Genomic DNA, 25,334 nt, shown 5'->3' with positions numbered 1-25,334 from the left:
CAATTATCTGCCTGTTTTTATATAAAGCTTTTACACAAAAACGGCAGACAATATTTAATAAAGAAAAACCACAACCACCCCCGAGATAATTGCGGTTTTTTAGCCTGACGGCATTCTCTCCAAAAACCTCAAAGTTCGCATTAAAGCCTAATGTCTATCTGGCTTATGGTTATCCGGCAAATGCCTGTCCAGCTTACGCTTAAACGGCAGCACCTTCGCCTTAAGCGAAGGCACTTCTGAAGCAGGTGGCTCTGGCCTATCCTCTGCAACATTCGCAACCCCTTTAGGATGCGTCAGCGCAACACCATTTTTCAGTACATCATTCAGCTCCCAGAGCTGCTCATGCATAAATTTTGAAATCTGCAGACAGGCAGACATAGGTGAACCAGCCCGACGCCGGATACCATCTATACGAAACTGCAAACGCTCCAGCATTAAACGTGAATCAGGCTTTGCCTGATTAAGAATCTGGCGCACTTTAAAACGCAAATAGCGGTCGATCACATCCGGCTTAGTCGTCGCCAATAAAGCAATTCGGTCCAGATCCAGTGACTGGTGATTGGTAAACATAGGCTCACCCTCTATCTCGCTCACAGCTATACAGCTTGCTACAACTCAGGCCAGCTATCTCACCGGACTAACAGCGCAACGCTTTTGAAGCAGCCTGATAGCCAAACTCATAGCAAACAGAAGCCTGATCTTGAAATAAAGTATGGCAGATAAATGAGAATATCACCGGAATGGGCACAAAATCGGTGAGAAAAATACGGGATAAGTGCAAAACAGATAGAAAAAACAAGAAGAGAAAATGGCGTCCCATAGGGGGTTCGAACCCCTGTTACCGCCGTGAAAGGGCGGTGTCCTAGACCACTAGACGAATGGGACGCTGCAGATAGGAATCTCACTTCAGACGTAACCTTTAAGTACTTGTAAATAAGTAAATAACTGTTTTCTTCAGGTCATCCTAAGGACGGGGCGTATAATACCTTCACCTGATTTTTTGTCAATATCAGGAACCAAAAAAACTGCCAGAAACACCCGTTTTCAAAACATTGCCCCAAGCGGTTTGTCGGCAGACCTCAACAAACAGATCTGATAAATAAATATTATCAGATCTGGCAACGATTATTCATTAGACAGCCGTCACTGCCACAGGTAAAACTGTCAATCCGAGATACTTTTTTCGCGAGCCAAATACGAGAATAAGCAGCCATGCGAACAGCCATGCCCTTTCACCAGTTTCAACAAATCCGCCACGTTGATGAAGTTGTCGAAAAAGCCAATGACAGCTGGTGGGTTTACCGTCGTAATGTAAACCACAATGGCGCGCTGAGCACCGTTGCCCGGGTGGTATTCTTTGCCCGCTCAAAACAAGCAGTTGATCAGTGGTTAACTCAACGGGCATAAGCCTGTCAGTCAAGCTTTTCCTGCACAGTTATTCATCTTCAGACAGAACCGCTGGTCCTGTCTGCTAGTTCCCGCTGGCTGCATTCAATAAGACGCATATACTTTATGCTCAGAGCAGCCTGACCAAGACAATAAAGACAATAGCGGCTAAGCCGTTTCAGATTAAGGTTTATTATGAACGCAGATATGACGCCACTGGCAATTCGCCAGCAAATCCGCAGCGGTGAATTCGCTGGTAACACTTCAGGTTTCGCTCAGGGTTTTGTACAGGGCAATCTGGCGATCATGCCAAAAGAATGGGCAAATGATTTTCTGCAGTTTTGTCAGCTAAACCCTAAACCATGCCCGATTGTTGGCATGTCCAGCCAGCCTGGTGCATTTATGCTGCCAGATCTGGGTGAAGACCTGGATATCCGTAGCGACATTCCTAAGTACCGTATTTACGAGAACGGCGTAATGACTGCTGAAGTAGCAGACGTTAAAGATTACTGGCGCGATGATCTGGTGACTTTCGTTCTGGGTTGTTCTTTCTCCTTCGAAGAAGCACTGATTGCCGACGGTCTGGAAGTACGTAACATCACTGAAGGTGTAAACGTGCCTATGTACCGTACCAACATTGATTGCCGCAGCGCTGGCCGTTTCCACGGTACAACTGTGGTAAGCATGCGCCCAATGAAAGCGGCTGATGCTATCCGTGCTGTACAGATCTGCACCCGCTTCCCATCCGTACACGGTGCACCACTGCATCTTGGCGATCCTTCACAGATCGGTATCAGTGACATCAACAACCCTGATTTCGGCGATGCTGTCACCATTAAAGAAGGCGAGCTGCCAGTATTCTGGGCATGCGGTGTTACACCACAGGTTGCCATCGAACAGGCTAAACCAGACTTTTGCATTACCCACAGCCCAGGCCACATGTTAATTACCGACCTGCCAAATAGCCGCCTGGCCGTACTGTAATCAGGCCACACTGGAGAATAGATGATGACGTTACAACTCAACTGTGACTTAGGTGAAAGCTTCGGCTCCTGGAAAATGGGTCTGGATGAAGCGGTTATGCCACATATCGATCAGGCGAACATTGCCTGTGGCTTCCACGCTGGCGATCCGCTGGTATTGGAAAAGACCCTGAAACTAGCAAAAGAAAATGATGTAACTATCGGCGCACATCCGGGTTATCCGGATCTGGTTGGCTTTGGCCGCCGTAGCATCAAGGCATCCCCTGCTGAACTGAAAGCTATGGTGATGTATCAGATTGCTGCGATTGACGGCATGGCAGCCAGCATGGGCCTGTCACTGTTTTACGTTAAACCGCACGGCGCTATGTACAACGACATGATGGCCAATGCTGACGTACGTAAAGTCATCATGGAAGCTATTGCGTCTTACCACCGTCCGCTGGTTCTGATGCTGCAAAGCACACCGGAAGCCGAAACCATTCAGGCTGAAGCTGACGCAGCAGGTATTTCTTTGTGGTTCGAAATTTTTGCTGACCGCTGCTACGACGACGACGGCAAATTACTGGCACGCAGCAAACCCGGTGCCGTTCACACCAAAGAAAAAATGCTGGCTCAGGTTAAACAGCTTAAAGACCAGGGTACTATCACAACGGTAAGCGGCAATATCCTCAACCTGCGTGCAGATACTCTGTGTGTTCATGGCGACAACATGGATGGTGTTAACGCCATTCAGGAAATCCGCGAGATGATCAAATCATGAGTGCAGCAATGAAACTCGAGATTGCTGGCGAAAACGCCCTGATACTTTATTTCGGTGAAAAAACCGACCCTGCGGTATCAGCCAAAGTTCAGCAGGCAGTAGATGCTCTGGAAACGGCGCTCTCCGATGTGCTGATCGACATGGTGCCTTCTTACGCATCTCTGTTAGTGATCTTTAATCCATTAGCCTGCGACCATCTGGAAGTACGTCGCCGTATTCGCACAGCACTGAGCGATCAGACAGAAGGCGAAACGTCTGAAGGTCGCCTGGTGAGCCTGCCAGCTTACTACAGCACTGAATCAGGCCCGGACCTCGAAGATCTGGCTAACCGTGCCAACCTGAGCGTGGAAGAGGTCATTAAGATCCACAGTGAAATGGAATACCGGGTCTATGCCATCGGCTTTGCACCGGGCTTCGCTTATCTGGGCGAAGTAGACGAGCGCATTGCTGCGCCACGTCTTTCAACTCCCCGTCAGAAAGTCCCCCGTGGTGCAGTCGCTATTGCTGACCGTCAGACCGCCGTTTACCCGGCAGTATCTCCAGGCGGCTGGAACCTGATCGGTTTATGCCCTACCCGAATGTTCAACCCTGAAGCGACACCAAGCATGCCTGTACAGGTCGGTGACAGAATTCGCTTCCAGCCGATTGAACGTGATGAATTTCTGTCTCTGGGAGGCGAACTGTAATGAGCGGATTCAAAGTATTACAGCCTGGCCTGTTAACTCTTATTCAGGATGCCGGCCGTATCGGTCAGCACCGTATTGGTCTGACGACCGGCGGACCACTGGACAGCAATGCCTTTGACTGGGCTAACCGCCTGCTTGGCAATAACGCTAATGCAACCGCGCTTGAAGTCAGCATCGGCGGCCTGGTTATGGAAGCCCAGTGCGACACGTATATCGTTCTGACTGGCGCTGCCATGCCACTGAAAATCAACGGCACAGAACAGGAAGGCTGGTGCGCCCATAAAGTGCAGGCCGGTGACCGTATCGATATTGGCTTCTCCACTGCCGGTGCCCGTGCTTATCTGGCCGTTAGCGGTGGTTTCACTGTTGCAAAAAGCTTTACCAGTACAGCAACCGTTACCCGTGAAGGTATTGGTGGTCTTAGCGGTGAAAAACTCCAGCAAGGTGATTTCCTTCCTGCTGAAGCAGCTCCTGACCAGCAAGTGTATCGTCTGCCTGAAGCTTTCCGTCCGGATTACACCGCTGCAGTTTCACTGCGGGTTGTGACCGGTTATCAACAGGATGCTTTCAGCGATGTACAGAAACGTTTGTTCTTTAGCAGCGAATACAAGGTAACTGACCGTGCAGACCGCATGGGCTATCGCCTGGAAGGCCCACAGATTACACCATCAATTGACGGTATTCTGTCTGAAGGCATTTGTCACGGCGCGATTCAGGTACCTGCAGATGGCCAGCCAATCGTACTACTGAACGATCGTCAGACTATTGGTGGCTATCCTAAAATCGGTTCCATGATCGCCATGGATACCGCACGCCTGACCCAGTTACTACCAGGCTCAGCCGTATCTTTTGAAGAAATAAGTATCGACGCAGCACACAACCTGCGTTGTCTGGAACAGGCACGTTTCGCACGGACAGAGCCTGAAGCTCTATAAGCGAAAAAACACTGCCGGTTAAGTTGCATGCAGTATGACAAGTAACTGCATCTGACACGCCGGTAAGTTGACGTTTTACTGATATAAAAAAATGCTGATAACGGCTTACCGCTATCAGCTGTTAATAAACTTTTGGCGCTACTCAGACTGGTCAGCCAAAGCGGGCTTAAACAGCCAGCGTGACCAGCCGAAGTAGACAAAAAAGAGAGATGACCTATGGAAAATGTAGTGAATGAGGCGGCGCTGAGCCAGCAAATCGAAGATGCTCTGGTAGCCCGTAACCTGCGCGGTATGAAAACCGTTCAGCCTGCTCTGCAAACCGGTTACTACCTGCGTGCAGCGCGTATCCTCAACAAATGTAAAGGTCACGTTCTGATCGGCACCGGTTTTCCGGTCGTTGATACTTTCGAAACCGATGGCCCTGTTGGCGCTATCGCTCTTTACCGTGCGCTGGAAACCTTAGGTGCAACACCAGTCATTGTATGTGGACCACCGGTATCCCAGGCACTGATGAAAGACTTCCGTGTACACGAAATCCGTGTAGGCGAACACCAGGAACGTAAACTGGAAGCTTTCCAGGCACTGTATCACTACAATCCGGATGCCGTTCTGTCTATCGAACGCCCAGGTCAGGCTGCTGATGGCGGTTACTACAACATGCGTGGCGAAAGCATCAGCCCACGTACCGCTTGCTTCGATACCTTCATTAACAACGCTAAATGCCCAACAATCGGCATCGGCGACGGCGGTAACGAAATCGGCATGGGCAACATCACCGAAGCCCTGAAAGATCTGGACATTGTGTCTGCATCTACCCGCGTGGACGAACTGTGCATCGCAGACGTATCTAACTGGGGTGCATACGGCATCATGTCTTTCCTTAGCCTGTGGAACAACATTGACCTGCTTGAAGCAGTGAAGCCACTGGAAATTCTGGAATACCTGTCTGGTCTGGGTAGCGTCGACGGTGTAACCCGTCTGAACGAACTGACTGAAGACGGTCTGCCAATGGAAGAAGGTGAATCTGTACTGCTGGAACTGCGTAAGATCATCGGCATGGCTTAATCGCCCTTCTACTCTTAACAACGGCCGCTACTCAGCGGCCGTTTTCGTTTGGCGATACAAGCAGCTTTCTGGTCATCACTCGCAGGAGATTCAACTCTAGCCAATCCCTCCTCGCTTTTTATACTAAGCAAGCACCCAGGTAAATTCTTGCCACACTAAACAAACGCAGTCCCTGTCTTCAATACCTGTTTCGCAGGCTGTCACATAAAGTTCATACAATAAATTACTTATTTTCAAATAGTTAACAAAAGTCCTTCCTATACTTAAAGCCATGTTAAATAAAAGGACTGCTTATGAATGCGAAACTTCCGCGCTATACGCTGCACTTTGATAACGAACATCCCTACCAGGCAATTTTTATTCGCGATGATGCGCCGGTGGCAAAGTCATCGTCTGTACCCTCGCTCAAGCCAGACCCGCTAATACGTCGTATTGGTCTGGATTTTCTGCTGGCAGTAACCCTTTCAACCCTGGCTGTATTCGCCTTTAGCAACCACCCCGGCCTCTGGCCGGGCTGGCTTCAGTCCATGCTGGGCGGAGGCTTTGCACTTGGGGCAGGTTATCTCGCGGTCAAATACTACAGTCTGTTGATTGCCCTTTATCTGCTGACAATTTCAATGGCGATTGCAGCTTCAGTTATCGGATTCTTTTGGTGGATCATCTGACTAACAATACGCTGTATTCTTATCTGCAATATTACGGGCAACTTATGTAGAATCAGGCAGATGACAAGAGACGGCCAAAGCCGCAGAAAACACTCGTCACTCTCAACACTCTCTCCACGACAACGAGGCCACCATGCGCTATCTACACACTATGGTTCGGGTAAACGACCTGGACGCATCTCTGAAATTTTATTGCGATCTGCTCGGCCTGGTTGAAACCAAACGTAACGAATATGAAGGCGGTCGCTTCACTTTGTGCTTTCTGGCTGATCCTCACTATGAAGCTCACGCCCGCGAACATCAGAGTCCGCTGCTAGAGCTCACTTACAACTGGGACCCGGAAGAATACGATGAAGGCCGCAACTTCGGCCATCTGGCATTTGAGGTAGATGATATCTACAGCCTTTGCCAGAAACTGCAAGATGCCGGTGTCACTATCAACCGCCCACCCCGTGACGGTCATATGGCGTTTGTGCGCTCCCCGGATAACATCTCTATTGAGTTACTGCAAAAAGGTGAGTCACTGGCGCCAGCTGAGCCCTGGGCCTCTATGGAGAATACCGGGCACTGGTAAACACCCTGGAAAACCTGCCTGAAAAAGCCACTGCCTTCCGGTGGCTTTTTACTTTGACGGCAGCCAACCTCAAACCATCATTCGGCACAGAATTTGTGCACCCGCAAAAAACCGCACTGAAAGTGCGCAGCCATAACGCCAACCAAGGCGACTGAAGCCCACAAAATAAAAACGCATAACCAATTGATTTTTATAACAATAAAAGTAACGAATTCTTTATCTGCTCTCTCTGGCACAGTTTCTGCTATCTAAGTCCTGCTATAACAGCTTTAACTTTGAGCTTTGATAATAAGCATTCTGATGATGAAACTATGACAGCAGGCATAATGAACACCCCTATTAACTCCAGGCCATTATACTCACGGCTCTACCTATTGGATGACCAGCAAGACACTGATCAGGCGCTAATGAATGCGCTGACTCACTTAGGCTATGACATCCATCAAGCCTGCCAGCCAAACCTGCTTGCCGATCTGCAGCAGGCTTCTACTGATATTATATTTATCAGACAACAACAGCTAAGTCCCCAGCTACTCGAACAACTTAAACTGATCCAGCAATGGCAACCGGTACCCGTCATCATTTTTACCGAATCAGACCATCAGGCAACCGCTGAACAGGCTATCCTTGCCGGTGCCAGCTCATATATCGTCAGCGGCCTGCAATATAAACGTCTTGCTTCAATCATCCGCGTAGCTTGTCTGCGTTTCGAAGCGACCAAGAATCTGCAACAAAACCTGGCGCAGGCAGAACAGTCACTGGACGAAAGAAAACTCATAGAACAGGCCAAAGGCCTGGTGATGCGACATCAGAAATGTGACGAACAGCAAGCATTCATCGCCATGCGAAATATGTCGATGAGCCAAAGTATCAGCCTCGGCAAACTGGCCCGGCAACTGATTACTGCACTGGAGCACTGACACCCGCAAATCCGCAGAATTACCACTGCCCGACAATTTATTTACTTCAAGCAAAGGCGCTTAAAGAACCACTGGTATTAGCCATGGTTTTTTAAGCGCCTTTTTTCATTTTAAGGAGCCAACTATGCACGCTACTACCCGTTTTAATATTTTCTCCTGGCAGGGGAAAATGAAGATTCTGCATTGCAGCTGGATCGCTTTTTTCATTACTTTTTTTGTCTGGTTCAACCATGCTCCCCTGCTGGCAGTCATTGGTGATTCGCTAAACCTTACCCGCGAACAGATTAAAACCCTGCTCATTCTCAATGTTGCACTGACCATTCCGGCACGAGTGATCGTCGGCATGCTGACTGATAAATATGGCCCACGTAATGTCTATGCCTGCATTCTCGCCCTGGCGAGTATTCCCTGCTTTATGTTCGCACTGGCGGAAAACTTTATGGATGCCGCTATCGCCCGGTTTTTACTCGGCTTTGTCGGTGCCGGTTTTGTCGTTGGTATACGCATGGTAAGTGAATGGTTTCCAGCCAATGAACTGGGGACTGCGGAAGGTATTTACGGTGGCTGGGGAAATTTCGGTTCAGCCGCAGCCGCCATGCTACTGCCAGGTATGGCTATCTTCTTTAGCCTTGAACACTTCACAGTACTGGAAGGCTGGCGCATAGCTGTATTACTCAGCGGCTTTATCAGCCTTTGCTTCAGTGTTTTCTGGTACCTGAATGTTACCAACACACCTAAAGGCGCAACTTACTTTAAACCTAAGCAAATTGGTGGCATGGAAGTTTCAAGTGTCAAAGATTTCTGGCTGCTGCTAATAATGAAACTGCCTATGTATGCCGCCCTGGCATTACTCAGCTGGAAACTTTCACCAGCCGGCGTCAGCATGCTCAGCGAACAGCTGTGTAATCTGATGTATCTGCTACTGACGATTATCTTTATCTACGACTGCTACAGTGCGTATCGCATTAACCGTCATCTGTTTACTCAGCCTGTACCTGAATATGAACGCTATGACTTTAAACAGGTAGCGGTTCTGAACGTACTTTATTTTGCTACCTTCGGTTCAGAATTAGCAGTGGTTTCCATGCTGCCACTGTTCTTTGCCGATGTTTTCGCACTCGACATGGTGGTCGCCGGTCTGTTGGCATCAGCCTATGCCTTTATGAATCTTATGTCGCGTCCCGGTGGCGGCTGGCTGAGCGATCGTTTCGGCCGTAAAAAAACCCTGCTGATACTGACCACAGGTCTGGCTGCCGGCTACGCTCTGATGGCCTGCATAGACAGTAGCTGGCCACTGATAATGGCAGTTATTACAGCGATGGCTTGCTCATTCTTTGTACAGGCTGGCGAAGGAGCAGTATTTGCCGTCGTGCCGCTAATAAAGCGCCGTCTTACCGGACAGATTGCAGGTATGACAGGTGCCTACGGCAACGTCGGTGCAGTCTTCTATCTCACGGTACTTTCACTGGTTGAATACCAGGTTTTCTTCATGGTGATTTCAGCAACAGCAGTGCTTGGTTTGATCAGCCTGATGTTCCTGCAGGAACCTAAAGGACATATCGCAGAGGTTGATGAGAACGGCAGTGTTGAACTGATCAGTGTGACCTGAACCAGCTAACCGAAACAACGCGTATCTGGTTACAGATACGCGCTGAAATCTGAGTTAAAAACTATGAATACAGCATCTGACCAAATGCCAGAAACCTTATCAGACCACCAGCCATTCCCCGGGAAAGCCCGTTCACAAGGCTTACTGGTTAGTTTCGGTGGTTATTCCAGCGCCGGCGTCAAAGCGGTCAATCAGGATGCCTTTGCAGCGGCGTTTCCAGATAACAGCAGCCGGCCCTATAAAGGCGCAGCCGCAGCCATTGCCGATGGTGTCAGTAGTTGTACGGACGCTGCTATCGCCAGTCACACCAGCGTGACCAGCTTCATGCAGGATTATTTCTCAACACCTGACAGCTGGAGCGTTAAACAATCCAGTGCACGGGTACTAAACGCACTCAATAGCTGGCTTTATCAGCATAAGGCCGCAGAGCAGCCCAGCCTGCTTACAACTTTTGCCGCGGTAATCATCAAGTCCACAACGTTATATACCTTGCATGTGGGAGACTCGCGGATCAGCCATATACGTAATGGCCGGCTGGAACAACTCAGTGAAGACCATCAACACACTGAACTGCAACATACCTATCTGGCCAGAGCATTAGGTGCCGATCCGCACCTGAAAGTCGACTTTTCCTGTCAGTCATTACAGGCTGGCGATTTGATCCTGCTTACAACTGATGGCGTTCATGAATATCTCGACAACAGCGAAATTAGTCAGATCATTCAGCAACACAGTCAGCCTGAGTCATTCACCGCCTCGCAACTCGAAGACATTGCCCGAATACTGGTCAAAACAGCGCTGCAACAAGGCAGTAAAGACAACCTGACCGCTTTGCTGGTAAGCGTCACTCAGTTACCAGATATCACTCAGAAAGAAGCCCAGCAGGCATTCAGCCACCTTCCCATCCCTCCTGCACTTAACATTGGCCAGAAGATTGATCACTATCAGGTGTTGGATATCGTCTTCAGCGGTACCCGCAGTCATATGTACAAAGTAAAAAACCTGCATGACGGTCAGTCTTATGTGCTTAAATCCCCCTCATTAAACTTCGCTGACGATCCACATTACCTGCAAGGCTTTATCCGCGAGGAATGGACCGGTCAGACAGTGCAACAGGCTCACCTGATGCGCACTTATGCAGCGCCGGATAAACCCTTTCTTTACTACATAGGTGAGCACATTGAAGGACTGAATCTGCGCCAATGGATGGACCAGCATCCCTTCCCCACCATACATGAAGTACGGCAGATATTACGACAGACAATTTCAGGACTCCGCGCCCTACAGCGACAAGGTATTATCCATCAGGACCTGAAGCCTGAAAACATTATGATAAACCAGGATGGCCAGGTAAAAATCATTGACTACGGTACTGTTCAGATTGCCGGCGTAAACGAACTTTACTCTCCTTTAACCAAGTCAGTTCCACAGGGTTCGGTCGGCTACACAGCCCCTGAATATCTGCTCGGCCAGTCAGGTAGCAGCCGTTCTGATCTGTTTTCACTGGCCATCATCAGCTATGAAATGCTGACTGGAAAACACCCTTATAGTCAGTTACAAAAAGCAGATAACCAGCTTAGGCAATATAGCCAACTGAGCTACACCCCTGCCCGCCAGCATCGTCCGGACCTGCCAGCATGGATAGAAGCTTGCTTACAAAAAGCTTTAAAGCCTGATCCTGCGGAGCGTCATCAGGCACTCTCCGAGTTTCTCCATGACTTCAGCACACCTAATCTTCAGCTGGTAAGCCAACTGGAGCAACAGCCATTGCTGAGTCGGAATCCACTGCTGTTCTGGCAAGCGCTGAGTGGTGTGTTGTTATTCACTAACTTCGTATTACTCGCGCTCAGTTAAGTAACACAGTAGTGCACCAATAACAGGCAATACCATTTCGGCCTTGTCTCGCTTTGGTGCAGCCATACCATCCAACAACGCCAACAAATCTTCAACATACTGTTTTTAAAGGCTTATATCTATCTGGCACAGTGTCTGCAATATTAATAAACAGATACTGACAGTTTCTCTGCCGCTATCTACAACCTTAAAACGAACAAAGGCGTTCATCCACCGGGCTTGCACCAGTCCGGCAGATGAGCGCCTTTTTTTATACCTGTCAGTGCGACTGATCTGAAGACAGTAATCTGAAGACAGCTAGCTAAAAACAAAGAAGTGGAGCCATTTATGTATACAGCATCCGTCAAACCTCACCTGGTCATTATTGGTAATGGCATGGCAGGTACCCGGTTGCTGGAAGAATTACTCGCCGACGCCGGGCATGAATACCGCATCAGTATCTTTGGTGCTGAACCACAACTGGCGTACAACCGTATTTTACTCTCGCCGGTACTTGCCGGTGAGAGCCAACAGTCAGACATACAACTCCACAATAAAGGCTGGTATAGCCGCCATCGTATCCAGCTTTATACAGAAGACCCGGTTATTCATATCGATACCGATAATCGCTTCATCAGCAGCGCCAGCGGTGTCCATCTGGCATACGAAAAACTGGTATTTGCGACCGGCGCCTCTCCGGTCACACCAGAGCCGCTCCGACATAACAAAAGTCATCATATCCATCAGTTCCGCACTCTCAATGATGTCAGTCAGATTCTCAAAAGCAGCCAAACAGCTGAACGTGCGGTAATACTTGGAGGTGGATTACTGGGACTGGAAGCCGCTCATGGTTTGAATAAAGCCGGTTTAAAGGTTGACGTCATTCACCGTGGCCCCTGGCTGATGAACCGTCAGCTTGATGAAACTGCTGCTACGCTTCTGCAGGCAACACTCCGCAAGCGAGGCATAACTGCCCACTCAAATTGCCAGATGGAGCAGATTGAAGAGATAAGTGATCAACAGCTCAACATCAGTCTCAGCAACGGAGAACAACTTCAGACAAATATGCTGGTAACCGCCATCGGTATTCGACCGAATATTCAGCTGGCACTGAGCAGCGGTCTGGATTGCCAACAGGGAATTCTGGTTAATTCCCAGCTACAGACATCCGTCAGTGATATCTATGCCCTGGGAGAATGCTGTCAGCTCGGCCCACATACTTTTGGGCTGGTCGCGCCTATATGGGAACAGGCAAAAGCCCTCGCAGCTCAGCTTAAAGGACACCACCAGCAACACTACCAACCTAGCCCTTCTGCCACTCAGCTCAAAGTCGCTGGTATCGACCTGTTTTCTGCCGGAGATATTTCTGAGCAATCACCTGATACGGACGCCTGGCGATTGGAAGATATTCAGCAAGGCACTTACAGGAAACTGTTTTTCAAAGAAAAGAAATTAACCGGCGTCATTCTTTATGGCGGCGTCAGTGACGGCCAGTGGTACTTCAACCTCATCAACAATCAACAGGATATCAGCCATTTACAACCAGACATGATATTTGGCGAATCATTCTGCACCCAAAAACCGAATTCAGATTTACATACACCACTAGCGACACAGCCAGAGACAAGCGCTGCCCACGCTTTCCAAAACTCATAATTTACCTGCGGCACTACAGCATTTGAAACACAGGAGCCAATAATGACACAGCCTACAGTTGCAACACCCTCTGCCCACTTAAAACCCCAGATTATCGTGGTAGGAAACGGCATGGTCGGCCATCAGTTTTTACAAAGCCTCGCCGACAGCGACCAGCTACAAAACTTTTCTGTCACTGTTTACTGCGAAGAAAATGATCTTGCCTATGACCGGGTAAAACTGAGCAGCTATTTCTCAGGTGCCACTAAGGCAGATCTTGCCATTGGTGATGCTGAGGAATATGCCAGCTGGGGACTAAACGTCATTACCGGAGAAACAGTCACTGCAATAGATCGCCACCAGCATAAAGTGATAACTGATGCTGGCACAGAGCAGCATTACCACAAGCTCATTCTGGCCACCGGCTCCTACCCTTTTGTACCACCTGTTCCCGGGCATGACAGAGAACGCTGCCTGGTTTACCGCACTCTGGATGATCTGCACTTGATTCGTGATGCAGCTGTAAATGCCAAAAGCGGCGTCGTCATTGGTGGCGGATTACTGGGGCTGGAAGCCGCCAAAGCACTTACTGATCTGGGACTGCAAACGCACGTCGTAGAATTCGCACCAAGACTGATGGCTGTACAGCTCGACGCCGGCGGCGGTGACATGCTGCAGCATAAAATTGAAGCCCTTGGCGTTCAGGTACACACAAATAAAAATACCCAGCAGATCTGCGCCGGTAAAGAGACTTTTCACTGCATGCAGTTTGCTGACGGGGAACAGCTGGAAACCGATCTGATTGTCTTTTCTGCGGGTATTCGCCCCCGTGACGAACTGGCCAAGAGTAGCCTTTTGGAAACCGGTGAACGCGGTGGCATAGTGATCAATAATCAGTGCCAGACAAGTGATCCTGATATCTACGCCATTGGTGAATGCGCGCTGTGGAATCAGCAGATTTTTGGCCTGGTGGCTCCGGGCTATCAAATGGCCAAAGTAGCTGCTGATCATCTGATCGGTGGCGCAATGAGTTTTACCGGTGCCGATATAAGCACCAAGCTCAAGCTCATGGGCGTAGATGTTGCCAGCATCGGTGATGCTCACGCCCGCACACCCGGCGCACGCAGCTACACATTTACCGACGAACACAATGAAGTCTACAAACGTCTGATCGTCTCGGCAGACAACAAACAGCTGCTTGGCGCTATCATGGTTGGTGACACTGAAGATTACGGCAGCTTGCTACAATACATGCTTAACGGTATCGAACTGCCCGCCAATCCTGACACATTAATTCTGCCCCATTACATAGCTGACGGTTCTGAACAGTCTGGATTAGGGGTTGCGGCGCTGCCAGAGAGTGCTCAGATATGCTCCTGTCACGATGTCAGCAAAGGTGCGGTTAAATCAGCAGTGGCCAACGGTTGCTGTTCACTCAGCGATGTTAAAAACAGTACTAAAGCTGCTACCGGCTGCGGCGGCTGTGCCGCTCTCGTAACTGATGTACTTAACCACGAACTGGAAGCGATTGGTGTTACCGTAAACCGCGATCTTTGCGAACACTTTGCATACAGCCGACAAGATCTTTACAACCTGATCCGGGTAGAAAACATTCGTAGCTTTAGTGAATTCTTTAACCTTCATGGGAAAGGCCAGAGCCAGGGCTGCGAAATATGTAAACCGGCAATAGGCTCCATGCTAGCCTCATGCTGGAACGATTATATTCTCGAAGATCAGCACGTCAGCCTGCAAGACACCAACGATACCTTTCTCGCCAATATGCAGAAAGATGGCACCTACTCAGTCGTTCCGCGTATTCCCGGTGGAGAAATCACCCCGGATAGACTCATCGTCATCGGCCAGATTGCCAAAGATTATAACCTCTATACCAAGATCACCGGCGGCCAGCGTATTGATCTGTTCGGTGCCCGGTTAGAACAGCTTCCACCTATCTGGCAACGGTTAGTCGATGCGGGATTTGAAACCGGCCATGCCTACGGTAAATCCCTGCGTACGGTTAAGTCCTGCGTCGGCAGTAGCTGGTGCCGCTATGGCGTCGACGACAGCCTTGGGTTGGCAATTGAAGTAGAGAATCGCTACAAGGGTTTACGCTCCCCTCATAAGATCAAATTTGCCGTGTCCGGCTGTACCCGCGAATGCGCTGAAGCCCAAAGTAAAGACATCGGTATTATCGCCACTGAAAAAGGCTGGAACCTTTATGTTTGTGGCAACGGTGGTATGAAACCCCGTCATGGAGATCTGTTCGCCACCGATCTCGATAAGGCCACTCTGTTGCAATACATCGACCGGCTGCTGATGTTTTACATCAAAACCGCTGAACGCCTGCAACGTACTTCCGTCTGGATGGATAATCTGGAAGGCGGTCTCAATTATCTGCAGGACGTCATCATCAACGACAGTTTAAATATTGGCGCAGAGCTGGAGCAGCAAATGCAGCAGGTAATCGGCAGTTATCAGTGTGAATGGAAAACCACACTTCAGGACCCTCAGGCACTGAAACGTTTCCGGCATTTTGTTAACAGCGACACCCCTGACAACAACATTCGTTTTGAAGAAATACGCCAGCAGATATCACCGATAAAAGCTGAAGCCATCAACATCATTTCCGACCGGAGCGCCTGATCATGTCAGTCAATTCAACTCAAACAACACACATAACACCGGTTACCCAACAAGAAATAGCCCAAAACTGGCAAACGATCTGCCATATCTCTGATCTGGTGGCCAACGCGGGTATCTGTGCATTAGTCAGAGATCAGCAGATCGCTATTTTCTATCTGCCTGAAGACAACAGTGTTTTCGCCATTGATAACTACGACCCTATCGGCAAAGCAAACGTTTTATCCCGTGGTCTGATTGCAGCCCATGGTGACGAGCTGGTGGTTGCTTCGCCTCTCTATAAACAGCATTTCTGTCTGCGCACCGGGCGTTGCCTGACAGAAGAACAGCACAGCATTCGCAGCTGGCCAGCACGTGTTACCGGCACAAAAGTCGAAATATCAGCTCCTTAGCTAATCGCGCTTAATACTCACGTAATTAACCATTTAATAAACAGGAGAGATCAATGAACTGCGCCCGACAGCCCCGCCAGACAGAAACAACCTGCCCTTACTGTGGTGTTGGCTGCGGCGTTACTGCCACGTATTCTCAGCCCAGCGACAATAGCCAACAAATTCCGGCAGTATCCATCAGTGGTACCCTTCACCACTCTGCCAATCAGGGCCGGCTCTGCGTTAAAGGGGCCAGTCTTGCAGATACGCTTGATCACGAAGACCGGTTACTGACACCTCAAATCAATGGCAGAACTACCGACTGGGAAACAGCCACAGACTTTGTTGCTACACAATTTAGCCAGATCATCGCAGAGCATGGTCCGGATGCAGTGGCTTTTTATCTCTCAGGTCAATTGCTGACCGAAGACTATTATGTCGCCAATAAACTCATGAAAGGCTTTATCGGCTCTGCCAATGTCGATACTAATTCCAGGCTCTGCATGTCTTCAGCGGTCACCGCTCATAAACGGGCTTTTGGTGCAGATATTGTACCCGGCTGCTATGACGACATAGAGCAGGCAGACTTACTGCTGCTTATCGGAGCCAATACTGCCTGGACTCACCCGGTAATTTACCAACGCATAGTAGCTGCGAAGCAGAGCCGCCCGGAAATGACTATAGTGGTCATTGACCCACGCAGAACTGCCACCTGTGACATTGCCGACGTTCATCTGGCCATCGCACCCGGTAGCGATGGCTTTCTGTTTAATGGCCTGCTGGCACATCTTGTCCGCACCAACAGTCTTGATCATGAATACATCAATGCCCATACAGAAGGCTTTCAAAACTGCCTTCAACAGGCGATGACTACTGCACCCAGCCTGACAGATACAGCTCAGCAATGTGCATTAGATGAAGCAGCCTTACGCAAAGTATTCGATCTCTTTGCCACAACAGCCCGCTGTGTCAGCCTGTTTTCTCAGGGCATCAATCAGTCCAGTAGTGGCGTCGATAAAGCCAACAGCATCATTAACTGTCACCTGGCTAGTGGAAAAATAGGTAAACCAGGCGCGACGCCTTTCTCCATCACAGGGCAACCAAACGCAATGGGAGGACGTGAAGTTGGCGGGCTTGCTAACCAGCTGGCAGCACATATCGACTTTTCCGACCCAGACGCTATTCAAAATGTTGCAGACTTTTGGCAAACCAAAACAATTGCCCGCCAGGAAGGCCTGAAAGCGATTGATATGTTTAGCGCCCTGCACCGTGACGAGATCAAAGCCATCTGGATAATGGGCACGAACCCGGCGGTCAGCATGCCGAACAACAACTTTGTCACTGAGGCATTAAAGAACTGTCCATTAGTCGTTGTTTCCGACTGTGTCGCCAGCACTGACACCACCGACTGCGCAAACGTACTGCTACCGGCAACCAGCTGGGGCGAAAAAGACGGTACAGTGACTAACTCGGAACGAATGATATCCCGTCAGCGTCAGTTTTTACCTATACCAGGTGAAGCCCGGCACGACTGGCAAATTATCTGTGATGTAGCAGACAAAATGGGCTTTTCAGATGCCTTCAACTTTGACAATCAAGCCAGCATTTTCCGTGAACATGCAGCGTTATCCGGCTTTAGAAATTCAGATAAAGGCAAATACCGCCTGTTCAACATCAGCGGACTTTCGCGACTGAGCGATACTGCATACGACAACGTCACTCCCCGCCAATGGCCGGTTATTAACAACCCTAAATACGATCAGGCACCCGACTCAAGCAGCAAGCGCCTGTTTAGCAACGGTGTTTATGTAACCCCCAACAACCGCGCCCGGCTAACAGGCATCAGCCCCCAGCTCCCACAGGCAAGCTGCTCTGCAGAATATCCTTTCATGCTTAACACCGGGCGTATCCGTGATCAGTGGCACACAATGACCCGAACAGCGAAAGCGCCACAGCTAGTGACACATACTGAGGAGCCGTTCATCAACCTGCATCCTGATGATGCAGCCACACTCGAACTGGGCTTCCAGTCCCTGGCACTTATCAGCAATAGCTATGGCAGCTGTATTGTCAGAGTCGTTCTGAATGATGACCAGCAACCCGGACAGGCCTTTATGCCTATCCACTGGAATCAGCAATACGCGTCCAGGGCCAGTGTCTGCAGCCTGTTTCCTGCTTATAGTGATCCGCTTTCCGGGCAACCTGAACTTAAACAGGCCGCTATCAGCATTAAACCTTTTGCCGCAGCCTGGTATGGCAGTCTGATATCCCGCAATGCGCTAACACCACCGGCTTGCGAATACTGGTGTAAGATCCCCTGCGAGCAAGGCTACCGTTACATGCTGGCAGGCAGCCAACAGCCAGAAAACTGGCAAAGCTGGTTCGAAGAATCTCTACAACTCAACGATGACCAGCTCATCATGAGTTCTGCTAATAATAAACACTTTCGTCTGGCCAGTTTCAATGATCACATTTTAGAAACGGCATTCTTTACCGCACCGGTTCCTCCAGTGCTCAACTATCAATGGCTACAACAGCAACTGGGAGCACAGATAAAACCAGGCGCGCAACGGCAGATGATACTTGCAGGCCGACCAGCCACAGCGGGAAAAGAAAAAGGTAAAATACTTTGCAGCTGTTTTCAGGTGGGTGAGAACTGTATTCGTGAAGCCCTATCAGCAGGGTGTACTAACGTCGAAGAACTAACGGAAAAACTCAAATGTGGCAGTAACTGCGGTTCATGCCTGCCGGAAATAAAAGACCTTGTTCGTAACAACTCAAAAACAATGCCGATGGCTTGCTGTTAACCCTTACCAATATTTAGTACAGCATTATCAGGGAGACACTATATACAGTTCGCCAACCTCCACACTGGAAAGTATTATCTAATCTTGCCCAGCAACAACAGAAACTTACCAGCGTGTTTCATCTCGATTGAGACCTACAGCCAAAGAACTGCAGAAACAAAAAACCACCGATAAACGGTGGTTGCTTTCAGAGGTTAAAAAGTCAAACCAACTTACGTAACCGCTGCCCTGTACAGATAAAACCATTGGCTTCATAAAACTGCTGTGTTCGGGAAAATTCAGCTAACGGAGGTGCGCCTACTTCCAGCCGCTGCCAGCCCTGCGCCGCTGCAAATTTCACGGCATGATTCACCAACTGTTTACCCAGTTTTAGTGAGCGGTATTCAGGTAACACGTACAATTCAGAAATTTCACCGAATACGCCACCAGCATATAAAGCTGCGCAGCGATGCAAGGTAATAACACCTATTGCTTCATCCGCCAAGCGGGCAATAAAGGCGTAGATTAACTGATCCGCCAGCAAGCTTTTCGCCTGTTCAGGTATCCGCATTGCCGCTAACTCGGCCTTCGCCTGAGGTTCCAACTCCAGCAGTAACGCTGCTACTAACCGGGCAACATCCTGAGCATCAGTCGCTGAAGCCTGGGAAATTGTAACTTTTTGTAAATCTGAATCTAAATCTATGTCTGAGCCAGGATTTAAAACGATCAAAGGGATTTGCCGTCAAACATATCCAGCGACAGGTGATTAACATCAACGCCTTCAACACAGTTAAGATTCACCCTGAAAGATCCCGGCGCACGCAAAGTTTCATGAAAAGGATAAATACCACAGCGACTACAGAAATAATGTTTACCGACCATAGTGCCAAACTGGTACAAGCTCAGTGCGTCTGCTTTAGCTGTAATTTTCAGCTGATCAGCCTGTAGCAGGAAATTCGACATAACAGCCCCTTTCCTGGTGCAGATCGAACAGTTACATTTCACCCCACCGTCAATTTGTGGTGCTTCAAACTCAAACGTCACATCGCCACAATGGCATGAACCTGTATATTGCATAACATCAGCTCCTTTATAAAAAGCGATTCGTCAGGGCATAACACCGAGTAAATCAGTTTCACCCACATCAACACCACGCTGGCTAAACAGTGTAGTCAACTGTCCCCGATGATGGGTCTGATGATTGAAAAAATGCTGCAGCAAATACGCAAAACGGCGTTTAAATGCGATCCCTTTGGTATTTTTATATTCCAGCTCAAGCATCAGATCAGCATCGTTTAACTGACTACAGAATTCACAGATCATTTTATCCAGTTGCCGGCGCTGAGGAGATAGCTGCGACAAATCATCGTGTAACATCTGGCTTAAAGTAGCTGGCCGCTGAATATCCCTGACGCTGTTCAGCACATCACTGGCCGGATGTTCAGCAAAGCGCTGTAACCAGATAATATCGCCCACCATCAGGTGATTAAAAGTGCCCATTATTGAATTAAAAAAGGCACCGCTGTCACGTTTAAGTTCAGCAGAAGAAAGCTGACTGGCAGCATCCAGCAACTTGCTATTCATCCAGTGATTGTATTCCGCCATCAGACGGTAATTATCTGTCAGCATTTAAACCTCCTGCCCTAACATCTGATTCAGTAAACGCCAGTCATCCTTAGCTTGCTGCGCATACTCCAGACATGCGGTCACAAATGCATCCGTTTGCTCTGGCAGTAATTTAACAACAGCTTGCTCATAGCGGACAGAGCGCCGGTCTCCCCTGCCATGAGCCAGCGCCAATGCATGACCGCAGGTAGCTGCATATTCTTCAAATCCGCCTTTGCGGGCCTTTTTTCCCAGGGCGACATTTTCCGGATCGAGGCCAACTTTGGCATGATGACGGGAACGGACCAGCCAATGCCCACCGCCATACTCAGCTTCATCCAGTATCAAGTCAGGAAAACGCTGCATCCGACGCTGACATTCGAGCGTCAGATGTGCAGGGTTCAAACGGTTAACCGGACTCAGGTCAGTAAAGTAAAATAAGGGGGCAGCTTTGCGTTGCTGTTTCACTTCAACAATATGGCAAAGGTTCAGATCCTGCTGCCCTTGATAATCCGCAGGACCAACTAACAAGTAATAACGGGACATATTGACTGAGCCTGTACCGGCATCCAGACGGGCAACAATATCCAGCACCTGATCATCCATATAAGGTGCGAATGCCTGCTCAAGTGCTGCATATTCATCAGCATTTAAACGCTTAAACTTATCGGCACGGTCACGAAAACGCAGCGCTTCGGCATCCACATCTACAGCTTTGGCCAGTGAGCTTTTGAACAGAAAATCAGCACCGCCTGCTGCCCGCGCTTTCGCTTTATGAAACGGCTTGCTGAGAATATGATCGTCCGGGAAATCTGTCAGAACCTGTTGATGATAATCCGGGCTGGCAATCAGCATTTCACAGCGCTGCTGATAGCCTTTCAGAAACTGACGAACCGCCTGCTCAGCCGAACCGGCTTTGACACTGGCTTTGCCGGTATAGTCTTTCTCCCCGGCCTCTTTAGGCTGGTACGTACCCTCCGATAAGCCCCGGCAATAATCCGCACATAACACCAGACTTACCGCATAACGGGCTAAATCCCAGACAGCATGTCCGACACAGGCATCATCAAAATCATTTGGGGCGAATACAACTCTGTCGCCGTGGGAGCCTTCTTCAGTAAAAAAACCAAAGTTGGAAGTATGGCAATCACCCATGATGTGGGTTTTAGGCAACGTATACAGAGCTTCAGGTAAATTCAGATAGCCAGCATTAATATCCGCATAAAAAAGCTGCGCAGCGCCGCGTAAAAACACAAAAGGATTTCCCGCCATCTTCAGATGCTTACCTAAAGGCGCGGTTTCCGTCTCCCGGGGAGATTGACCGTCAACCCGGGTTAATTCAGTTTCAAGCCATGCAGAGCGGTTTTCAGCTAACGTCATATTCTGTCCGTTGATAGAGCCCTGCTTCCGCCAGCAATTCTCACTGCTATCCGTAGATGGGCATTACACAATCATTGTGTGAGATTATTCAGCGTTAAAGCTCACGCTGTTATTTCGGTCCCGGCTGCTGCGAATCAGCGCATCGCCAGACTTGGCAGCACCACGTTTTGCCTGCCGGTCATACAACACCACATTAACAGTCGCTGCCAGATTCAGACAACCTACAGTAGGAATATAAACCGCCGCATCTGCACGATCTACGACAGACTGACTCAGGCTGCCATCTTCAGGACCAAATATATAAAAAGCATTTTCAGGATGCTCAAACTCAGCCAGGGAAACAGCGCCTTCTACCAGATCAATACATACCAGTTGAGTATCATCATCAAGCTGAGGCATAACATCTAACAAACATTCGACACCTGTCAGGGGGATTCGCTGACTCACTGACTTAGTATCAGTGTGAAACTGGGCAGCGCGCTCATAGCGCTCACCGGTGTAATACACAGCATCAGCTTCAAAACATCCGGCGGCACGCATAACGGCACCAACATTGGTTGGCGATTTAGGATTCGTCAGGCCAATTCGGGCAGAGGCTTTTTTCATAAAAATACAAAACTCACAGCGTGCTCTAATCAGAAGAGCTAGGGCATTAACCCCGACTGGCGCAAATAATCACTTAGCAATTTATGCAGCCGCAGTGCAGACCAGTCATCCGGGGCGATCAGAGTACGAATCATCAGACCATTAATCTGCGCCGTCAAGGCCTCAGCGACATCCAGTGGCGGTTCTTTTAGTTCCAGCCCCTGTTGTTCGCAGTGAATAGCCAGCTGTTGCTGCACCAGTTCAATCCAGCGGTTATGCACGCCAATCTGATGCTCTGCCAAACGCGGCTCAGTCAGAGAGCGTCCCCAGAAGATCAGCCAGGCAGAAACCATGCCCCGCCCTTCCTCATCGGTAGGCAGCACTTGCATCAGAACCCGGTCAAACTGATAAGGCTGGTGCTCAGCCTGCACCAGCATACGGTTAACACTGCCGGTAAAGGCATATTCAAGCGCTGCTATTAACACCGCTTCCTTATCTTCAAAGTAATGACGGATAGCCCCTGTTGTGACCCCGGCTTCGCGGCCGATATCAGTCAGCTTAGTGGCTTCAAGTCCGCGGTGGGCAATTACTTTACTGGCCGCTTTAGCAATGGCTTCACGGCGTTGTTCATGATCGACTATTTTAGGCATTGACAGACTATACATTATTTTTTACATTACCGTGATAATATAAAAATCAAACCGACAATGCTTTGTCAAAAACGTCACAACCCATACCATACTTCGGAATACAGTCATGCTTACAAACTCTGCTGAATTGCATATCCACATGCCTGCCAGCGCTGCTGTTGAACTGCAGCAAAACGGTTTATTTGTAAACATTAACGGCCAGCAAGCCTACTTTAACTATTTTTGGCTGCGGGATAACTGCAGCAGTTCATGGGACAGTGAAACCCAGGAGCGTACTTTCGACATTCTTGCTGAGCCAGACAATCTTCAGCCAGCAACAGCAATGGTTGAAGCTGACGCTCTGCAAATACTATGGCCTTGCGGACATCAAAGCCGCTATAAACTGAACTGGCTGGAAAACTGGCATCAGGGACAAGGCCATGGTGATATCGCAATACGTGCCCGCCGTTCATGGTATGCGGAACATTACCCACAAATGGCCCGTTTCAGCCAGCCTGAACTGATGAATAATCCGGCAAAAGTAGCCGACTGGCTGGAAGCAATGCTGGATGAAGGTGTAGCCCTGATTACAGACATGCCTAACAGCAATGAAGGCCTGCAGGAAACCTGCGAACTAATTGGCACAGTGCGCCCTTCTTTCTCCGGCTATCATTTTGATGTGAAATCTAAAAAGAATCCGGAAAATCTCGCTTACACCAGCAAAGCACTGGAGCTACACACTGACCTGCCTCCGGAAGAACTCGCCCCGGGCATTCAATTCCTGCATTGCCGGGTAAATGATGCGGACGGTGGCGACAGCCTGTTTGTTGATGCTACCAGTGTGGCCAACGCCCTGCGCGATCAGCATCCAGAATACTTCGAACTGTTATCTACCGTCAGTGTGCCATTCCGTTACACCACTGATCATCAGGATGTACGTGCCCGTCAGACGATCATCGAAATCGACCCAAACAACGGTGAAGTCAGCGGCATTAACTACAGCCAGCACCTGAGTGATGTATTTGACCTGCCACAGGCAACTCTGGATAAGTTCTACCCGGCTTTCCGTACCTTCGGACACATGCTGCAGGATAACCGCTTCCTGATGCGCTTCCGTCTGAATGCCGGCGAATGTATTGTCTTCGATAACCACCGTATCGCCCATGGCCGTGCCGAGTTTGCAGCTGGCAGCGGTGAACGTCATCTGCGCGGCTGCTATGTAGACCGCGGCGAATTGCGCAGTGCCTATAGAGTGCTACGCAAACAGCATCCGGTGGCAGAGTTTACAATTACAACTGATTAATTCTGTACACCAAAGCTTGAGTAGCAAAATAAAACGGGCAGCTGTACAACTGCCTGTTTTACTTACAGTACTAAGAACTTTCTATATTCAGTTCTATCGACCAGACATATTAAAGTTCAACGAAGAAAACCAAACGCAACCCCTAGAAAGAACACTACCCCTCCCACTAAAGATATTTTAAATGCTCTCCGGCAAATAGATATTCCTTCATCATCGAAGGAATTATGCATAAAAAACCAAAATGGAATTAGTAATATAAACCGGTCCTTACAATGAAATACAGCAGCTAACCAGCAAGCTATATACATAACACCCAGGAAAGTAACAGATATCCCCCATACCACAGTAACTAACGTGTATATCTCCGCACTCATCGCCTGTTTCACTCCATCTGATGTAAGTGATAACTCAACCCTGTTCAGCAAAACGCGTCAGCCTTTCACCTTCCAGCCGATATCCTATCCACTCACTCTGAGCAACCGCGCCTATAGATTCATAGAAATCTATCGCTGGCTGATTCCAGTCCAGAACCGACCATTCGAACCTGCCGCAACCTTCAGCGACTGCCTGTCGGGCAAGCTGTTGTAGGAGAAATTTACCCGCACCTATACCGCGAAACTCAGGTGCCACATACAGATCTTCCAGATACAGCCCTTTTCGCCCCAGCCAGGTCGAGTAATTATAAAAGTACACCGCAAATCCAACCGCCTGACCATCTGCCAGACAAACTAAACCCGCTGTATTCGCACCTTCTGCAAACAAGCTGGCAGCAATCTGTTGTTCATCTGTCAGTACACAATGTTCAGCTTTTTCATAACGGGCCAGATCCCGGATAAAGCTCAAAATCAACCCGGCATCTTCTTTCACCGCTTCCCTTACGGATAACGTTGTCATTCCCTTTCCTCCCGGTTAAATGGATATTCCACAACCCTCTTTCCAATTCACAAGAATCAGCCGACCTTCTATCAGCTGCATGATAATGGC

The 25,334-nt window shown here is 49.1% G+C and carries 24 protein-coding genes and 1 tRNA gene; 16 read left to right on the top strand and 9 right to left on the bottom strand.

The window, feature by feature from the left end; translation table 11 throughout:
• Positions 1-147 precede the first annotated feature (147 nt).
• Together OCU49_RS07830 and OCU49_RS07825 are read right to left on the bottom strand one after the other, a co-directional pair.
• Positions 148-570 carry a DUF3135 domain-containing protein gene (locus OCU49_RS07830; RefSeq protein WP_261844423.1) on the bottom strand — a complete coding sequence of 141 codons (423 nt, stop codon included), beginning with the start codon at positions 568-570 and terminating at the stop codon, positions 148-150.
• A 239-nt stretch (positions 571-809) separates the two neighbouring features.
• Positions 810-885, bottom strand: a tRNA-Glu gene (locus tag OCU49_RS07825).
• Between the two features lie 327 nt (positions 886-1,212).
• Between OCU49_RS07825 and OCU49_RS07820 the strand changes: the two genes are divergently transcribed.
• From OCU49_RS07820 to OCU49_RS07750, 15 genes are all read left to right on the top strand, one after another.
• Positions 1,213-1,407: a hypothetical protein gene (locus tag OCU49_RS07820; protein WP_261844422.1), complete on the top strand. Its 195-nt coding sequence runs from the start codon at positions 1,213-1,215 to the stop codon at positions 1,405-1,407.
• A 174-nt stretch (positions 1,408-1,581) separates the two neighbouring features.
• Positions 1,582-2,370, top strand: coding sequence for a putative hydro-lyase (locus OCU49_RS07815; RefSeq protein ID WP_261844421.1), 789 nt, complete (start codon positions 1,582-1,584; stop codon positions 2,368-2,370).
• A 24-nt stretch (positions 2,371-2,394) separates the two neighbouring features.
• Positions 2,395-3,129: a 5-oxoprolinase subunit PxpA gene (locus OCU49_RS07810; protein WP_261845208.1), complete on the top strand. Its 735-nt coding sequence runs from the start codon at positions 2,395-2,397 to the stop codon at positions 3,127-3,129.
• A gap of 8 nt (positions 3,130-3,137) precedes the next feature.
• Positions 3,138-3,815 (top strand): 5-oxoprolinase subunit PxpB, encoded by a 678-nt coding sequence (pxpB, locus tag OCU49_RS07805; RefSeq protein ID WP_261845207.1) that lies wholly within the window; start codon positions 3,138-3,140, stop codon positions 3,813-3,815.
• A complete protein-coding gene (locus OCU49_RS07800) occupies positions 3,815-4,750 on the top strand; it encodes a 5-oxoprolinase subunit C family protein (RefSeq protein WP_261844420.1) in 936 nt (311 codons plus the stop codon). Before pxpB ends, OCU49_RS07800 begins: the two co-directional genes overlap by 1 nt.
• A gap of 216 nt (positions 4,751-4,966) precedes the next feature.
• Complete coding sequence (locus tag OCU49_RS07795) at positions 4,967-5,815, top strand: DUF4392 domain-containing protein (RefSeq protein WP_261844419.1); 849 nt, start codon at positions 4,967-4,969, stop codon at positions 5,813-5,815.
• Positions 5,816-6,108: 293 nt separating this feature from the next.
• On the top strand, positions 6,109-6,480 hold the full coding sequence (locus OCU49_RS07790; RefSeq protein ID WP_261844418.1) for a hypothetical protein: 372 nt from the start codon (positions 6,109-6,111) through the stop codon (positions 6,478-6,480).
• Between the two features lie 133 nt (positions 6,481-6,613).
• Entirely contained in the window at positions 6,614-7,054 is a 441-nt protein-coding gene (locus OCU49_RS07785; RefSeq protein ID WP_261844417.1) for a VOC family protein, read from the top strand.
• A 326-nt stretch (positions 7,055-7,380) separates the two neighbouring features.
• Complete coding sequence (locus tag OCU49_RS07780) at positions 7,381-7,974, top strand: ANTAR domain-containing response regulator (protein ID WP_261844416.1); 594 nt, start codon at positions 7,381-7,383, stop codon at positions 7,972-7,974.
• Between the two features lie 124 nt (positions 7,975-8,098).
• Positions 8,099-9,583, top strand: a complete 1,485-nt coding sequence (locus OCU49_RS07775) for a NarK family nitrate/nitrite MFS transporter (RefSeq protein ID WP_261844415.1) — start codon at positions 8,099-8,101, stop codon at positions 9,581-9,583.
• Between the two features lie 63 nt (positions 9,584-9,646).
• Positions 9,647-11,437, top strand: coding sequence for a bifunctional protein-serine/threonine kinase/phosphatase (locus OCU49_RS07770; RefSeq protein WP_261844414.1), 1,791 nt, complete (start codon positions 9,647-9,649; stop codon positions 11,435-11,437).
• 327 nt (positions 11,438-11,764) lie between these two features.
• On the top strand, positions 11,765-13,072 hold the full coding sequence (locus tag OCU49_RS07765) for an NAD(P)/FAD-dependent oxidoreductase (protein ID WP_261844413.1): 1,308 nt from the start codon (positions 11,765-11,767) through the stop codon (positions 13,070-13,072).
• 42 nt (positions 13,073-13,114) lie between these two features.
• Complete coding sequence (gene nirB / locus OCU49_RS07760; protein ID WP_261844412.1) at positions 13,115-15,694, top strand: nitrite reductase large subunit NirB; 2,580 nt, start codon at positions 13,115-13,117, stop codon at positions 15,692-15,694.
• A gap of 2 nt (positions 15,695-15,696) precedes the next feature.
• The gene (nirD, locus tag OCU49_RS07755; protein ID WP_261844411.1) at positions 15,697-16,083 is read left to right on the top strand and encodes a nitrite reductase small subunit NirD; all 387 of its coding nucleotides are present in this window, start codon (positions 15,697-15,699) and stop codon (positions 16,081-16,083) included.
• Between the two features lie 53 nt (positions 16,084-16,136).
• A complete protein-coding gene (locus OCU49_RS07750; RefSeq protein WP_261844410.1) occupies positions 16,137-18,869 on the top strand; it encodes a nitrate reductase in 2,733 nt (910 codons plus the stop codon).
• A 202-nt stretch (positions 18,870-19,071) separates the two neighbouring features.
• On the opposite strand, the gene OCU49_RS07745 is transcribed toward OCU49_RS07750, so the two are convergent.
• From OCU49_RS07745 to OCU49_RS07720, 6 genes are all read right to left on the bottom strand, one after another.
• Positions 19,072-19,578 carry a GNAT family N-acetyltransferase gene (locus OCU49_RS07745; protein ID WP_261844409.1) on the bottom strand — a complete coding sequence of 169 codons (507 nt, stop codon included), beginning with the start codon at positions 19,576-19,578 and terminating at the stop codon, positions 19,072-19,074.
• Complete coding sequence (locus tag OCU49_RS07740; RefSeq protein WP_261844408.1) at positions 19,575-19,925, bottom strand: GFA family protein; 351 nt, start codon at positions 19,923-19,925, stop codon at positions 19,575-19,577. Before OCU49_RS07740 ends, OCU49_RS07745 begins: the two co-directional genes overlap by 4 nt.
• Before the next feature lie 30 nt (positions 19,926-19,955).
• Positions 19,956-20,477 (bottom strand): DinB family protein, encoded by a 522-nt coding sequence (locus OCU49_RS07735; RefSeq protein ID WP_261844407.1) that lies wholly within the window; start codon positions 20,475-20,477, stop codon positions 19,956-19,958.
• Positions 20,478-21,833 (bottom strand): DUF2252 family protein, encoded by a 1,356-nt coding sequence (locus tag OCU49_RS07730; protein WP_261844406.1) that lies wholly within the window; start codon positions 21,831-21,833, stop codon positions 20,478-20,480.
• 84 nt (positions 21,834-21,917) lie between these two features.
• Positions 21,918-22,439 carry an RNA methyltransferase gene (locus OCU49_RS07725; protein WP_261844405.1) on the bottom strand — a complete coding sequence of 174 codons (522 nt, stop codon included), beginning with the start codon at positions 22,437-22,439 and terminating at the stop codon, positions 21,918-21,920.
• A gap of 38 nt (positions 22,440-22,477) precedes the next feature.
• Positions 22,478-23,083, bottom strand: coding sequence for a TetR/AcrR family transcriptional regulator (locus tag OCU49_RS07720; protein WP_261844404.1), 606 nt, complete (start codon positions 23,081-23,083; stop codon positions 22,478-22,480).
• A gap of 91 nt (positions 23,084-23,174) precedes the next feature.
• On the opposite strand from OCU49_RS07720, the gene OCU49_RS07715 reads away from it, so the two are divergent.
• The gene (locus OCU49_RS07715) at positions 23,175-24,350 is read left to right on the top strand and encodes a TauD/TfdA family dioxygenase (RefSeq protein ID WP_261844403.1); all 1,176 of its coding nucleotides are present in this window, start codon (positions 23,175-23,177) and stop codon (positions 24,348-24,350) included.
• 408 nt (positions 24,351-24,758) lie between these two features.
• Here the strand turns inward: OCU49_RS07715 and OCU49_RS07710 are convergent, their stop codons facing one another.
• Complete coding sequence (locus OCU49_RS07710; RefSeq protein WP_261844402.1) at positions 24,759-25,244, bottom strand: GNAT family N-acetyltransferase; 486 nt, start codon at positions 25,242-25,244, stop codon at positions 24,759-24,761.
• Between the last annotated feature and the right edge of the window lie 90 nt (positions 25,245-25,334).

Origin of the sequence: Aliamphritea ceti (assembly GCF_024347215.1) — a bacterium.
Taxonomy (GTDB): domain Bacteria; phylum Pseudomonadota; class Gammaproteobacteria; order Pseudomonadales; family Balneatricaceae; genus Amphritea; species Amphritea ceti.
Note: the sequence above shows the minus strand (reverse complement) of the source record. Positions and strands in the feature narration are given on the sequence as shown.

What these genes read in the sequence shown, in the direction of transcription:
- OCU49_RS07830 (WP_261844423.1), bottom strand. Translation starts at nt 570, where the DNA reads ATGTTTACCAATCACCAGTCACTGGATCTGGACCGAATTGCTTTATTG.
- OCU49_RS07820 (WP_261844422.1), top strand. Translation starts at nt 1,213, where the DNA reads ATGCGAACAGCCATGCCCTTTCACCAGTTTCAACAAATCCGCCACGTT.
- OCU49_RS07815 (WP_261844421.1), top strand. Translation starts at nt 1,582, where the DNA reads ATGAACGCAGATATGACGCCACTGGCAATTCGCCAGCAAATCCGCAGC.
- OCU49_RS07810 (WP_261845208.1), top strand. Translation starts at nt 2,395, where the DNA reads ATGACGTTACAACTCAACTGTGACTTAGGTGAAAGCTTCGGCTCCTGG.
- pxpB (WP_261845207.1), top strand. Translation starts at nt 3,138, where the DNA reads ATGAAACTCGAGATTGCTGGCGAAAACGCCCTGATACTTTATTTCGGT.
- OCU49_RS07800 (WP_261844420.1), top strand. Translation starts at nt 3,815, where the DNA reads ATGAGCGGATTCAAAGTATTACAGCCTGGCCTGTTAACTCTTATTCAG.
- OCU49_RS07795 (WP_261844419.1), top strand. Translation starts at nt 4,967, where the DNA reads ATGGAAAATGTAGTGAATGAGGCGGCGCTGAGCCAGCAAATCGAAGAT.
- OCU49_RS07790 (WP_261844418.1), top strand. Translation starts at nt 6,109, where the DNA reads ATGAATGCGAAACTTCCGCGCTATACGCTGCACTTTGATAACGAACAT.
- OCU49_RS07785 (WP_261844417.1), top strand. Translation starts at nt 6,614, where the DNA reads ATGCGCTATCTACACACTATGGTTCGGGTAAACGACCTGGACGCATCT.
- OCU49_RS07780 (WP_261844416.1), top strand. Translation starts at nt 7,381, where the DNA reads ATGAACACCCCTATTAACTCCAGGCCATTATACTCACGGCTCTACCTA.
- OCU49_RS07775 (WP_261844415.1), top strand. Translation starts at nt 8,099, where the DNA reads ATGCACGCTACTACCCGTTTTAATATTTTCTCCTGGCAGGGGAAAATG.
- OCU49_RS07770 (WP_261844414.1), top strand. Translation starts at nt 9,647, where the DNA reads ATGAATACAGCATCTGACCAAATGCCAGAAACCTTATCAGACCACCAG.
- OCU49_RS07765 (WP_261844413.1), top strand. Translation starts at nt 11,765, where the DNA reads ATGTATACAGCATCCGTCAAACCTCACCTGGTCATTATTGGTAATGGC.
- nirB (WP_261844412.1), top strand. Translation starts at nt 13,115, where the DNA reads ATGACACAGCCTACAGTTGCAACACCCTCTGCCCACTTAAAACCCCAG.
- nirD (WP_261844411.1), top strand. Translation starts at nt 15,697, where the DNA reads ATGTCAGTCAATTCAACTCAAACAACACACATAACACCGGTTACCCAA.
- OCU49_RS07750 (WP_261844410.1), top strand. Translation starts at nt 16,137, where the DNA reads ATGAACTGCGCCCGACAGCCCCGCCAGACAGAAACAACCTGCCCTTAC.
- OCU49_RS07740 (WP_261844408.1), bottom strand. Translation starts at nt 19,925, where the DNA reads ATGCAATATACAGGTTCATGCCATTGTGGCGATGTGACGTTTGAGTTT.
- OCU49_RS07735 (WP_261844407.1), bottom strand. Translation starts at nt 20,477, where the DNA reads ATGCTGACAGATAATTACCGTCTGATGGCGGAATACAATCACTGGATG.
- OCU49_RS07730 (WP_261844406.1), bottom strand. Translation starts at nt 21,833, where the DNA reads ATGACGTTAGCTGAAAACCGCTCTGCATGGCTTGAAACTGAATTAACC.
- OCU49_RS07725 (WP_261844405.1), bottom strand. Translation starts at nt 22,439, where the DNA reads ATGAAAAAAGCCTCTGCCCGAATTGGCCTGACGAATCCTAAATCGCCA.
- OCU49_RS07720 (WP_261844404.1), bottom strand. Translation starts at nt 23,083, where the DNA reads ATGTATAGTCTGTCAATGCCTAAAATAGTCGATCATGAACAACGCCGT.
- OCU49_RS07715 (WP_261844403.1), top strand. Translation starts at nt 23,175, where the DNA reads ATGCTTACAAACTCTGCTGAATTGCATATCCACATGCCTGCCAGCGCT.
- OCU49_RS07710 (WP_261844402.1), bottom strand. Translation starts at nt 25,244, where the DNA reads ATGACAACGTTATCCGTAAGGGAAGCGGTGAAAGAAGATGCCGGGTTG.